The following is a 13001-nucleotide window of genomic DNA, read 5'->3' on the forward strand; positions in this document are numbered from 1 at the left end:
CTTAGTGGGTACCCGCTGCGCGGATATTATTTGCCCCAGTACTCACCACGGTATCCCCGAGAGGCCGCCGCTCATCCAGGAATCGCACCAGCGCACCGGCGACTACATACGCCTCCAGCCGATGTTCAAAGCTGTCACTGCGATTGAACCCCATACGATCGAGACAGGCGTGGATAGATTCGAATTCCGGCGCGTCGCTTTTACAGGCCACCAATCCTTTGCGCAGCGTTGGCCATAGCTCCCAAATCTTTCTTCCCTCCTCTTTCACTGCCTTTAAGGCGACAGCCAACTGAGCTTCCTCTCTGGTGAGATCGGTACCGAGCGGGTAGTACGGCAGCGATGCCAGCCTGTGCCCCTGTTCAAATGCTGCCTGAATGCGCTCCGGGGTGTTGTTGGCAAACGCCTCTGGAATCTCGCAGTTGGCTTCCACTTTGCCCGCATGACGAGCCTTCTCCAGCAACTCCTGCTGGAAGCGCGAGTCGGCAATGCACAACATGGCGACGATCACATCCCGATCGGTTTTCCCGCGCAGATCCGCGACGCCGTATTCTGTGACCACGATATCGCGCAAATGACGGGGAATTGTACAGTGCGGATACTCCCAGAGGATGTTACTGCGCACTCTACCCTCAGAGTGGCGAGTGCTCGGTAGAGCGATAATGGAGCGGCCTCCGGGAAGCTCGTGGGCCTGCGCGACGAAGTTGTACTGTCCGCCCACACCGCTGACTACCCTGCTGTCTTCGAGACCGTCGGATATGACGGCACCAGTAAGCGTTACCATCATTGCCGAATTGACGAAGCGCGCATACTGCCGCTGCGCAATTTTCAGATCCGGGTCCTTGAGCATATCGTTGATAAAGTCGATAGCGGTCATATTGAAACCGTCCATCTCCTCTTCCGGCATATTGCGCAGTGTTTCATACAGCCGGCTGGAACCCAGATAGAAGCCGCCGTGAAGCCAGGTTCCCTGCTTGATGGCCCTCCCTTTGCAGGTCCCCATGAGTTTTTCACGCCCCTGCTCGGAGTGCAGATCACACTCTTCCATTTCACCGCCCTGATCGAGGAAATGGTGCCCGCGCCAGCTATAGGACGGATCGACAATACCCATTGCCTGTAAAAACTGTGTGTCTTGCTCGGTCAATGGACTTTGAATTCTCCCTGAGTCGCGCAGCGCAAGTAGCAGACTATCGTCCACGGTATCCGTTGCCTGGCCACTATTAAGAATCTGCTGTAACGCGGTATCCGGGTAAACCTTCCGGACCATCACACCGGCATCACGCAAGTGGAAGAACCCCTCGGGTACCATCTCGCTTGCGCCATAGATCCCCCGCTCGAAAACACCAGTTTCCGGTGGCATCCGGCAAATTGTTGACGTGGCTTCTGTCTGCAAGGCGTGCAGAATATCAGTGAAATCACGATTCTCGGCCTGGCGTAAACGCAACACATGACAGATTGCGTCGCCGAGCGCCCCAATACCCACCTGCAATGTACCGCCGTCTTTCACCAGGCCGGCGATATGAAATGCGAGAGCGTATTCGGTAAGTCCGACAGGTGCGTTGGGTGCCGGAAAAATTTCCTGATCGAAACTCTCCCCACTCATTACGAAATCGAACATGGACGCCGGAACACGCGCATCACTGCCGACAAATGGCAGGTGCGAATTGACCTCGCCCACCATGGTGATTTGTCCATATTGACGCTGTTTGGCGAGGGCGAGCAATGGCAGCGTCAAATCCGGGTTGGCGCTGAGGCTCAGGTCACCAGAGTCATCGGGCGCAGGTGCGACCATTTGTGCAACCACGTTTACACCGCGATCAAGGAGATCTCTCGGCACATGAGTGTAGTTTGAGCTGACATAGCTCTGCTGAGCACTCGGGCTGTTCAGAAAGCTACCGGGCTGCATGAAAAACTCACAAACCTCGACGTTCTCCGGTAGCAGCCCTTTGCGGCGAGCCTGGTTGTAGGCGAGATCCTGATACTCGTAATACAGCCGGTCCAGTAATGGTTGAACAAAACGACGCTGTAGCTCGCTTCCACCAGATGGTCGCTCTAGCGTCAGTGCGGTGAATATCGTCAGAGAAATGTCCGGATCCGCTTCAGCCCGCGCATAGAGCGCATTGGCAAAATGATTCGCCTTGCCAATTCCAAGCGGTAGCCCAAGCACAATACGCTTGCCAACTTTTTCCAATACCGCATCGACACAGGCCTCAGCGGTATTGAAACTGATCGGGTCATCAACAGATGAAGCCATGAAAGCCTCTCTCACTCCATCAGCCGGTTGTGGTTTGTCCACCTAAGGACTCAAAGTGATCAACCTGGATGGCCTTGTCGACGGCTTCGGCGGTCAATCGAATCTGTGACGCTTCGTCGTCGCTGATCAGGCCCCTGGAGCGCGCCTCTTCAACTGCATCCGCACTAAGGGCACGAATACCGCCCTTTTTCATCTTTTCGCGTATTGCCGCCGTTTCATGACTCTTCAAAAACGCCTGTTCCACCACGTCGATGCCGTCACCGGGGTTTCCGAGAAACACACCGCTGGTAAGGCGATCACGGGTATCCGAGGGTTCCATAATCAGATTGGCGCAGGCACGCGCCTGACGATCCGACGCCGAGCGAATACTGTGCCCCCAGGGCATAGTAAGAAAATGCATCAGCTGCCCCACAAACCGTATGGGGAAATTGTGAAACACCTCGATCAGACTGACTTCGATGTTGTGGAAACCCGACCGCATGGCGAACTCCAGGAGCGGACGATCGTCCTCGGGACTGCCATCGTCATTAAACCGCTTGAGTGCGCAGCTCATAAGATAAAGTTCACTGAGGACATCACCCAGCCGTGCAGAAATCATTTCCTTGCGTTTCAATTCTCCACCCAGTGACATCAACGAAATTTCAGTGACCAGCGTCAGGACTGCCGAATAGCGGTTCATCTGGCGATAATACTTTGCCGCATCACCCACACCCTTGGGGCTACTGGCAAATAGCCCACCGGTCCAGCCGTGGAAAACGGCGCGACAAAAGGTCTTCAGCTGAAACAGGAAGTGTTTGGGTAACAGAGCATCCAGCTCCTGTACACCGGCTGCGTCATCCGGGTTGGTCGCCGCTTCCATTTCCTGCAACAGGTATGGATGGCAGCGAATGGCGCCCTGGCCGAAAATCATTAGGCTCCGTGTAAGGATGTTTGCACCTTCCACGGTAATGGCAACGGGAACCGCTCGATACACGTTGCCAAGATAATTTGACGGGCCATCGATAATCGCCTTTCCCGCGTGGATATCCATCGCATCGTTGATGGCCTGGCGCAGACCATTGGTCGCGTGCGCCTTCATGATGGCAGACACCACTGCAGGCTTGCGCCCCTGATCCAGTGCGCGAGTGGTGGTCTTGTGGGCAGAATCGAGTACATAGGCAATCCCGGCAATTTCCGCCAGGCGACGCTGTACTCCTTCGAATTTTCCGATGGAAATACCGAACTGCTCGCGGATATGGGCATAGGCTCCGGTGGTCCGCGCTGCGAGTTTGGCACCACCGGTGGACAGGGACGGCAGAGAAATACCCCGGCCAGCGGCCAGTGCGCTCATCAGCATGTGCCAGCCATGCCCGATATTTTCCTGGCCACCGATAATCCACTCCATCGGGATAAAAACGTCTTTCCCCCAATTGGGTCCATTCATAAACGCTTGCATGGCCGGGAGATGTCGCTGGCCGATGGTCACGCCGTCGGTATCAGTGGGCACCAGAGCAACGGTAATGCCCAGTTCTTCCTCTTCGCCGAGAATATGCTCCGGGTCGTACAGCTTGAATGCCAGCCCGAGAACGGTCGCGACGGGGCCGAGCGTAATATAACGCTTGTGCCAGTTCACCCGCATTCCAAGGGTCTTTTCGCCCTTGTACTCGCCGTAACAGACGACGCCGCTATCGACCATCGATGCGGCGTCGGAGCCGGCCTCGGGGCTTGTGAGGCCAAAACAGGGAATATCCCGCCCGTCCGCCAGGCGTGGCAGATAATGCTGTTTCTGCTCATCCGTTCCGTGCGCCATCAACAGTTCACCCGGCCCCAGCGAATTGGGCACCATTACTGTGACCCCCACACTCGTGCTGCGGGTAGAGATTTTGGTGACGATTTGTGCGTGTGCGCTCGGAGAAAAACCAAGGCCGCCAAATTCTTCCGGTATGATGATGCCGAAAAACCGGTTCTTTTTAAGAAACTCCCAGATCTCCGGTGAGATGTCGTGATCCTCGTAGGACACTTTCCAGTCATCTACAATCTTGCAGAGTTCTTCCACCGGGCCGTCGATAAATGCCTGTTCCGTATCGGTAAGTTCTGGCGGCCCCATTTTCAATAGCTGATCCCAATCCGGTTTCCCGGAAAGAAGCTGCGCATCCCACCACACTTCTCCGGCTTCCATGGCCTCACGTTCAGTATCGGAAATGGGCGGGAGAACCTTCTTGATCCACTTCAATAAAGGGGCGGTAATCCACTTCTGGCGCAGGGTGCTCATTACTTATCCTTGTCGAAATTTCGATTGTCGTACCCGGCCTCGCGGCACAGTGAACGGCAAAAATGATATGTGATGGTATGAGTTGCCTACTGCTGTTAATCATGCAACGGTTGCTTGCAACTATAGGCAATCAAACATTGGTATGTCGAAATAGGTACGGAGAAATAGCGATGGAGAAATCGGTGAATATCAGGCCAGAGCCAGAGTGCCAATACCGCAGAAAATAATCAATGCTGCGAAGACACGTTGGGGTGAAAATCGTTCATTCAGAAGAAACACTGAAATCAGCGAGGCAAACAGGATACTGACTTCCCTTGTGGCAGCAACCGCGGCCACCGGCATCATCGACGTTGCCCAAAGGGCGATACCAAAGCCACTCGTAGCGAGTACACCGGACAGCGAACTGCGCAGAAAGTTTGCCCGCGCAAACGCCAGCCCTTTCAAGGGGCGCGTCAACAGAACAGCAAGAATGATACCGCCGCCAGAAAGGACTTCCAGCCAGGCAACGTAGCTCAGAGGGTTGGCGACGCTGCGCACTCCCGCTGCGCCGAGCGTGGTGTAGCCGGTGATGGCGATACCGGTACCCACAGAGTAGAGAATCCCCATGCGGCTCACGCGCAACTCTTTCATGATAAGCGCGAAAATACCGCAGGTGACCAGCAGGATGCCCGTCAACTGCAGGGGCTGCAGGGATTCGTCCAGAAACAGGAGCGCGGCCGTTGCCACCATCAGTGGCGTGACCCCACGAGCAATGGGATAAGCCGTGCCATAGTCGAGCGCCCGGTAAGAACGGGACAACAGGAAAAAATACAGGTATTGGAAGAAGGCCCCGCCGACAAGGAAACCCAGGGCTTTTTGCCCGGGCAGCGGCAAATGTGTAGCCAGTACAGCGCCTACCAGCAGGCCAACGCTGCGGATCATCGCCAGCTGTAGGAAACCTTCTTCACTGTGTTTGACCACCGCATTCCATATGGCGTGAGCAAGCGCAGACAGCAGGACCAGCGCAAAAATAGCAGATTCTGATATTTCCAAATCACATAAGCAGTTGGGGAGAAACTATCACACCGTTATTATCGGCGTACAAATACTCTCCAGGTTTAAAGGTGACGCCGCCAAAAGTCACCGCAATATTGCGTTCCCCGATGCCCTTTTTATCGGTTTTCATTGGGTGGCTTCCCAGCGCCTGTACTCCTAACTCTAGTCCAGAAATGGCATCCACATCGCGAATGCAGCCGTACATGAGTATGCCAGCCCAACCATTTTTACAGGCTTTCTCCGCCAGCAGGTCGCCGAGGCACGCCCTGCGCATGGAACCGCCGGCATCCACCACCAGTACTTTTCCGGCGCCGTCTTCCGCCACCAGTTCACGTACCAGTGAGTTATCTTCAAAGCACTTGACTGTCACTATTTGGCCGCCGAATGCCTCCCTACCGCCGTAATTTATAAACATCGGCTCGACGACCCGCACCAGGTCAGGGTAGTCATCACATAGATCGGGAGTGGATATGCGGCTTGTGCTCATGGCGGGTTCCTTGGCTGTACCGAGAAATCGCGCGCTCGGATTGCGCGATCATTTTCAAATGATGTAGGTGGATTTAATTCATTTCCGACTGGTCATCGATGATAGCGCTTCGCCTTTCCACCTGCATCGCACATACAAAAATGCCGGGTATCATCACAATGGATAACACCCGGCAAACCGGGCCCGCTCTATCTCCGAGGATTACCATTCAGTTAACGGGTAATCGCTCGGGGCGGGACTGCCAATTGGATTGCTAAATCAGTAACTAACGGTGACTGGCATACCAACACGGGAATATTGGAAAAACTTGCGAGCCATATGTGGAGGCATACGCACACAACCATGGGACGCCGGGTATCGGGGGACATGGCCTGATGCATGCAAGCCAACACCACCGTTAAATCGAATGTAGTGATTCATTTTTGCACCGCGGTAATAGGTGCCCGCTGGACGGCGATGCTTGCGGGTATCCACGTCTGCTTTCACGACTCGGCCCGTATTTCGGTCAACGTAGCTTCCGTAGATACTGGAACGGTGGTTTGGACGCTTGGCCAGTACTCGGAATTTCCCCGGGCTGGTGCGAAAACCCTGCTTACCAGATGACACCAGTGATACACCAACCAGTTTTCCACCCTTGTAGAAATAGGCTTTCTGTTCACTCAGGTTGATACGAATGGAGGGGGCTCCGGACGAACTCATGGCGGCCTGATCGTCGAACCAGTTTCCGCCGCTTCTCGCAGCCGCAAGATTGGGCCACAGAACACCCAGCAGCGTGCCGACAAACAGCACCAGTGCGGCAGCAAGATGGCGGGGCATTCCGGCCACACTTGTTTCGGCGGCGGCTTGGGCGACACCTGCATGGACGGCCACATTCCCCCCGGAATGGTCTAGCGCGTATTGCCGGGCTTGCGAGCGGGTCAAGGGCTCTTCATTGGGAGAGAACAGGAAACGTCTAAGCATGGTGGCACCTCGGTCAGTACTTCAATCGAAGGTTTTCTGTCTGAATAACAGCAATCGAAACTCCCGCAACGCCACGAAATTGTATCGGGACTTTCTCAGCGGAAGCCTGTTCGATTTTATTGACCGGATGTCACGTGCTTAGATTGATTTCATCGGAGTTTCGGGAGTTTTATGGGAACTGGCAATGTACTTAGATTACCGGCTCCACGACCACAAGGCCGCGTAACGTGATTCGGCGCGGTTCATTTCGCCAGATGTCCACGCCACGATGGAACAATTTCCTAGCTGTAGGTAAAAAAAATGCGACCACTTGGGTCGCATTTTCCGTGTAACCTGGGAATATCTCTACAGTGCGCCCAGTCGGGGTCTTGATTGGCATCTTGCTTAGGGTTTCCCCAGAGCAAAGTGCCAATGGATATCGCTTTGCTGCAAAGGTACGACATTGCCGAGTGCAACGCTCGCACCGTATCCCGTATCTATGCCTCGTCCGCACTGCGCTGATTGGCGAGATACAACCAGGTGTCCACCGCCGTATCCGGATTCAGGGACACGCTGTCGATCCCTTCATCCATCAGCCACTGGGCGAAGTCCTTGTGATCAGACGGACCCTGACCACAAATACCGACGTACTTGCCGGCTTTCTTGCACGCCCGAATCGCCTGGGACAGAAGCATTTTCACCGCCGGGTCCCGCTCATCGAAAAGCTCGGCGACCAGGCCAGAATCTCGGTCGAGTCCAAGCGTTAGCTGCGTCAGGTCGTTGGAGCCAATGGAGAAACCATCAAAATATTGCAGGAAGTCGTCCGCCAGCAGAGCGTTAGAGGGTAATTCGCACATCATAATGACCTTGAGGCCATTCTCGCCGCGCTTCAGCCCGTTCTGTTCAAGCAGTTCGACGACCTGACGTGCTTCATCCGGCGTGCGTACGAAGGGCACCATGATTTCAACATTGGTGAGCCCCATTTCATCGCGAACTTTTTTCAGTGCTTTGCATTCCAGTGCGAAACACTGGCGGAAATCCTTAGAGCGGTAACGCGCCGCGCCGCGGAATCCCAGCATCGGGTTTTCTTCACTGGGCTCGTACATCTGCCCGCCCACCAGGTGGGCGTACTCATTGGACTTGAAGTCCGACAGGCGCACAATGGTGCGATTTGGGGCAAACGCGGCAGCCAGCGTGGAGATGCCTTCCACCAGTTTCTCCACAATAAAATCTTCCGGAGATGCGTAGCCACCGATCCGGTTGCGGATATTCTGTTGAAGGTCCTGCGGCAGACGATCCAGTTCGAGCAAGGCTTTCGGGTGAATCCCGATCATCCGGTTCAGGATGAACTCCAGACGCGCCAGCCCTACCCCCTGATTCGGCAGATTGCTAAAGGCGAACGCGCGGTCCGGGTTGCCGACATTGAGCATGATTTTGAACGGCAGATCCGGCATATCTGCGACTTCGGTCAGTGATCGTTCGAAGTCGAGCTGCCCGGACATGACAAAGCCGGTGTCCCCTTCAGCGCAGGACACGGTGACCGGGGTGCCGGTGGAGAGTTTTTCAGTGGCATCGCCACATCCTACAACCGCCGGAATACCCAGCTCCCGGGCAATGATTGCCGCGTGACAGGTACGACCACCACGGTTGGTCACAATCGCACTGGCCTTTTTCAGCACCGGCTCCCAATCCGGGTCGGTCATGTCAGTGACCAGAACGTCGCCGTCCTGCATCTTGGCCATATCTTCCACGGAGTCCAATACACGGACAGGACCTGCGCCGATACGCTGACCAATTGCGCGTCCCTCGCAGAGAATGTCGCCGCGTTCCTGCAGTTTGTAGCGTTCGATGCTGGTACCCGTATCGCGAGAGCGGACGGTCTCCGGGCGCGCCTGTACGATAAACAGTTTGCCGGAATCGCCGTCTTTGGCCCACTCAATGTCCATTGGACGCTGATAGTGCGCCTCAATCTTGCGCGCCTGGTTGGCGAGCTCGGTAAGCTCCGCATCATTGAGGGCAAAACGCAAGCGATCCGCTTCGGGGACCTGGACGGTCTTGACCGAGCGGCCGCATTCACCGCTGGCATCGTAGATCATTTTGATGGCTTTACTGCCACGATTGCGGCGTAAAATCGCCGGGCGCTTGGCCTCCAGCGCAGGTTTGTACAGATAGAACTCATCGGGGTTCACGGCGCCCTGCACGACCGTCTCACCAAGGCCGTAGGCCGCAGTGACAAAGATAACGTCGCGGAAACCGCTCTCTGTATCCAGAGTAAACATCACACCTGAGGCACCGGTTTCACTACGCACCATGTGTTGGATACCCGCAGACAGGTAAACACCGACGTCCGCGTATCCGGTGTGTACCCGGTAGGCGATGGCACGGTCGTTGTAGAGAGAGGCAAATACTTCACGTACCGCCTGCAGAACGGCATCGATGCCGCGAATATTCAGGAAGGTTTCCTGCTGGCCGGCAAACGAGGCATCCGGCAGGTCTTCCGCTGTGGCAGAGGAGCGCACTGCAACCGCAGTGTCACCACCACCCAGAGACTCATAGCCCTCGCGGATTTCTTTTTCCAGCTGTGCCGGGAACGGGGTATCCAGTAGCCACTGGCGAATCTCTTCGCCGGCTGCAGCCAGGGCAGTGACATCGTCTACATCCAGCCCCTGGAGCCTTTCTGCGATACGCTTGTCCAGCTCGGCTGCAGACAGGAACTCCCGGAAAGCTTCCGCAGTCGTGGCAAAACCACCGGGTACGCTAACCCCTGCACCGGAAAGGGAGGAAATCATCTCCCCTAGGGATGCGTTTTTACCGCCGACCTTGTCGACATCCGACATGCCGAGCTTCGCGAACTCGAGAGTATAGGTGGTCAATGGATTGCCCTCTGCAACTTCTGTACTGGCGGCAGATTATAAGGAAGGGTTTTGTAAATAATACCCCGCAAACGTCGCCGAAAATGCCCGTTTTCTGTTGTAATTTTTCTACAAAAAACGTCGCCCGACTACATCCAGCCTACCTGTCGACCTTTCCCGGACATACAGTGCGCTGACCCTGTCGCAATCATTCCATTCAATCGCAAAGCTTTGCGGAAATTTTGATATCTTTGTTTTATTCAAACAGACTGATCGAAATCGGCCACGACAAATCCATAAGCGACCCCCTATGAACCAACCGATAAATTCTGGTGCCAATACCACTCCCGGCGACAAGACCATGAAACGCACAGCGTTTTTCATATCTGATGGCACCGGCCTTACCGTAGAAGGTATAGGGCATAGCCTTTTGGCTCAGTTTCGCGATCAGCAGGTGGAACAGGTTACGGTGCCCTATGTCGACTCGGAAGCACGGGTGAATCTGGTTTTGCAGCGCATTGAGCGCGCGGCCGAGGAGTCCGGACTGCAGCCCATCATCATTACCAGCATTGTGTCCGATCATATTCGCGGGCAACTACACCAGAGTTCTGCGTTGATGCTGGATGTGTTTGAGAGCTACCTGGCGCCCCTGGCAAACCTGTTTGGTACCAACCCGAACCGCTCGGTTGGCGTGTCCCACGGCATTGCCAACAACAGCCGATACACCGCCCGCATCGATGCCGTGCACTATGCCATGGATAATGACGACGGCCGCCGTACCCGCGAGTTCGAGAGTGCGGACATCATCCTGGTGGGGGTATCCCGTTCCGGCAAAACCCCAACCTGCCTGTACCTCGCCTTGCAGTTTGGCTTGCGCGCGGCAAACTACCCGATCACCGAAGAGGACATGGATTCCACTTCCCTGCCCAAAATACTGCGCCCCTTTCAGCACAAGCTGTTTGGATTGACCATTGATCCTCGGCGCCTGATGAGCATCCGTCAGGAACGTCGCGCAAACAGTCGCTATGCGTCACCGGAACAGTGTGAGTTTGAAGTGCGCCAGGTAGAGCAGATGCTGCGTCGCGCGCAGATTCCCTTCCTCGACGCCACAGAGCTGTCGGTAGAGGAACTCGCCACCCGCCTGATGTCCCAGGCGGGTATCGAACGCAGAATCAGCTAGATTTTCTGAATAGCGGTACAGAATACTCCGAGCTATCCGCGCTCGCTCATCCGGTGACCACACCTATTGGGCTAGAGTCACAATTTGGAGTAAAGTAGCGCCGCCTCAAAGGGTGCACTGATAGCAATGTCGGATTTGATGTGATCAATCCGCGCGAAGTTTGGTTGACGTTTTGCAGATTATTTCCCTGCCCTATTCCCGAAATACCAGTGTGGCCTTCGCCGCCCTGGCTGATCTGCCCTGTCCGGTCTGGCTGGACTCCGGGGTGGCGGGCGCCCGCGGCGGTCGCTTCGACATACTCAGTGCGGACCCCCTCTCAACCCTGACATTGGCCTCCAGCGACAAAACGCCTTTTGCCGACCTCGACGACCTGATGTGCGAACTCGCGCCGCAGGAAGTCGACCAGCAGATCCCTTTCTGTGGCGGCGCCATCGGCTATGCCGGCTATGAACTGGGAACTGCAGGAAACTTTTTACCGGCGGATCACCGCCCCACCCCATTACCGGCGGGCTTTTTCGGCCTGTACAGCTGGGCGCTCATTACCGATCATCAGCTCTGTGCCACACACCTGGTATTCCATCCTGCGTGCACAGAAAGCCAGAAGCGCGACCTGCGCCAGCGCTTTGCAAGCGTTCGCTGGGATACCCCCCTGGCGAATCTCGATGCATTTCGCCTGAAAGGACCGTTTCAGCACGAGTTCAGTGCGAGTGAATACACCCGCTGTATAGAGCGAATTCTTGAATATATCCGCGCGGGCGACGTCTATCAGGCGAACTTTACCCAACGCTTTTTCTCGACGTACGACGGAGACCCGCTGACCGCTTACTTGGCGTTACGAGAGGTCGCCGCAGGTCCATTTTCCGCCTTCCTGTCGCTGCCGGAGGGACAGATACTCAGCCTGTCGCCCGAGCGCTTTATTTTGGAGGACGGCCGCTTTTTACAGACCGAGCCAATTAAAGGCACCGCACCCCGGGACAACAACAAGGAACGGGATGCGGCACTTGCCCGGCAGCTGCGTGCAAGCCCCAAGGATCGCGCCGAAAACCTGATGATCGTGGACCTGCTGCGCAACGATTTCGGGAAAGTCTGTCAGCGCGGCACTGTGCGTGTCCCCAACCTATTTGAATTGCAGAGTTTTGCCAATGTACACCACCTGGTGAGCACGATTACCGGCCAGTTACCGGAGGACCTGGAATATGCGGAGGTGCTGCAGGCCTGCTTCCCCGGCGGTTCGATTACCGGCGCTCCCAAGCGTCGCGCCATGGAAATCATTCGCGAGCTGGAACCAAGCCCCCGGGGAGTGTACTGCGGAAGTATTGGCTATCTGAGCAGCTGCGGCCGCGCAGATACCAACATTGCCATTCGCACTTTGACCGCAAGCAATGGTGAAATTAGTTGTGCTGCCGGCGGCGGAATTGTTGCGGACTCCAATCCTTCGGCAGAGCATGCCGAGTGCCTTGAAAAGGTACGCATTCTGCTGGATACACTGGAAACCCGGCTGTCCTGAGCGCCGGCTCCGCTGGCGAAGTCACCAGTTATATCCCTATCGCCCTTCGGTATTTCCCTGCCACCAACATCCTTGCTAGATTCCGCGCCAATCACTGGTATCACAATAACAGGCCCCCAATATCAACCGCTCTCAATGCAAGCGCGGCGGTGGCCTGAATCATAAGGCTGTATTCAATGCGAATTACTCTGGTAAAGAAAATCCTTGCCGATGGTTCCCCGTGTGGAAAATGTCGGGATGTCGAGGAAAAACTGAAGGAAAACGATCAGGAAAAATATCTGGATGAGACGTTGATCGCCGACGAACGCGATCCGGAGAGCCCGGGTATGCAGCTGGCACAGCGCCTGAACGTCCAGCGCGCGCCGTTTTTTGTCGTAGAGGAAGAAGGCAAAGAACCGGAGGTTTACACCGTGTACTTCAAGTTTGCCAAGGAAGTACTCAAGAACCTGTAGTTCTTGTGTAATCCGGTGGCGGTGGCGCTACCGGGTGCTCCCTTTTG

9 protein-coding genes are annotated in these 13001 nt (G+C 55.6%); 3 read left to right on the forward strand and 6 right to left on the reverse strand.

Annotation, left to right across the window (positions count from 1 at the left end):
• Position 1: 1 nt before the first annotated feature.
• From ACXAG1_RS02785 to ppsA, 6 genes are all read right to left on the reverse strand, one after another.
• Positions 2 to 2251, reverse strand: a complete 2250-nt coding sequence (locus tag ACXAG1_RS02785) for an acetyl-CoA hydrolase/transferase C-terminal domain-containing protein (RefSeq protein WP_475118872.1) — start codon at positions 2249 to 2251, stop codon at positions 2 to 4.
• Between the two features lie 19 nt (positions 2252 to 2270).
• Positions 2271 to 4502, reverse strand: a complete 2232-nt coding sequence (locus tag ACXAG1_RS02790) for an acyl-CoA dehydrogenase (protein WP_475118873.1) — start codon at positions 4500 to 4502, stop codon at positions 2271 to 2273.
• A gap of 189 nt (positions 4503 to 4691) precedes the next feature.
• Positions 4692 to 5534 (reverse strand): EamA family transporter, encoded by an 843-nt coding sequence (locus ACXAG1_RS02795; protein WP_475092948.1) that lies wholly within the window; start codon positions 5532 to 5534, stop codon positions 4692 to 4694.
• 1 nt (position 5535) lies between these two features.
• Positions 5536 to 6024 (reverse strand): ribonuclease E activity regulator RraA, encoded by a 489-nt coding sequence (gene rraA, locus ACXAG1_RS02800; protein ID WP_475118874.1) that lies wholly within the window; start codon positions 6022 to 6024, stop codon positions 5536 to 5538.
• A gap of 258 nt (positions 6025 to 6282) precedes the next feature.
• Positions 6283 to 6840, reverse strand: coding sequence for a L,D-transpeptidase (locus tag ACXAG1_RS02805; protein WP_475092946.1), 558 nt, complete (start codon positions 6838 to 6840; stop codon positions 6283 to 6285).
• A gap of 620 nt (positions 6841 to 7460) precedes the next feature.
• Positions 7461 to 9836: a phosphoenolpyruvate synthase gene (gene ppsA / locus ACXAG1_RS02810; RefSeq protein WP_475092945.1), complete on the reverse strand. Its 2376-nt coding sequence runs from the start codon at positions 9834 to 9836 to the stop codon at positions 7461 to 7463.
• Between the two features lie 289 nt (positions 9837 to 10125).
• On the opposite strand from ppsA, the gene ppsR reads away from it, so the two are divergent.
• The 3 genes from ppsR (at position 10126) to ACXAG1_RS02825 (ending at position 12954) form a co-directional block, all read left to right on the forward strand.
• A complete protein-coding gene (gene ppsR / locus ACXAG1_RS02815) occupies positions 10126 to 10995 on the forward strand; it encodes a posphoenolpyruvate synthetase regulatory kinase/phosphorylase PpsR (protein ID WP_475092944.1) in 870 nt (289 codons plus the stop codon).
• A 172-nt stretch (positions 10996 to 11167) separates the two neighbouring features.
• The gene (gene pabB / locus ACXAG1_RS02820; RefSeq protein ID WP_475118875.1) at positions 11168 to 12502 is read left to right on the forward strand and encodes an aminodeoxychorismate synthase component I; all 1335 of its coding nucleotides are present in this window, start codon (positions 11168 to 11170) and stop codon (positions 12500 to 12502) included.
• A 176-nt stretch (positions 12503 to 12678) separates the two neighbouring features.
• Positions 12679 to 12954, forward strand: coding sequence for a hypothetical protein (locus ACXAG1_RS02825; protein ID WP_475092942.1), 276 nt, complete (start codon positions 12679 to 12681; stop codon positions 12952 to 12954).
• The last annotated feature ends 47 nt before the right edge of the window (positions 12955 to 13001 follow it).

It is taken from the genome of Microbulbifer sp. ABE4_465 (assembly GCF_056160765.1).

Coding starts and splice junctions, on each gene's coding strand:
- ACXAG1_RS02785 (WP_475118872.1), bottom strand. CDS start 2,251: ATGGCTTCATCTGTTGATGACCCGATCAGTTTCAATACCGCTGAGGCC.
- ACXAG1_RS02790 (WP_475118873.1), bottom strand. CDS start 4,502: ATGAGCACCCTGCGCCAGAAGTGGATTACCGCCCCTTTATTGAAGTGG.
- rraA (WP_475118874.1), bottom strand. CDS start 6,024: ATGAGCACAAGCCGCATATCCACTCCCGATCTATGTGATGACTACCCT.
- ACXAG1_RS02805 (WP_475092946.1), bottom strand. CDS start 6,840: ATGCCCCGCCATCTTGCTGCCGCACTGGTGCTGTTTGTCGGCACGCTG.
- ppsR (WP_475092944.1), top strand. CDS start 10,126: ATGAACCAACCGATAAATTCTGGTGCCAATACCACTCCCGGCGACAAG.
- ACXAG1_RS02825 (WP_475092942.1), top strand. CDS start 12,679: ATGCGAATTACTCTGGTAAAGAAAATCCTTGCCGATGGTTCCCCGTGT.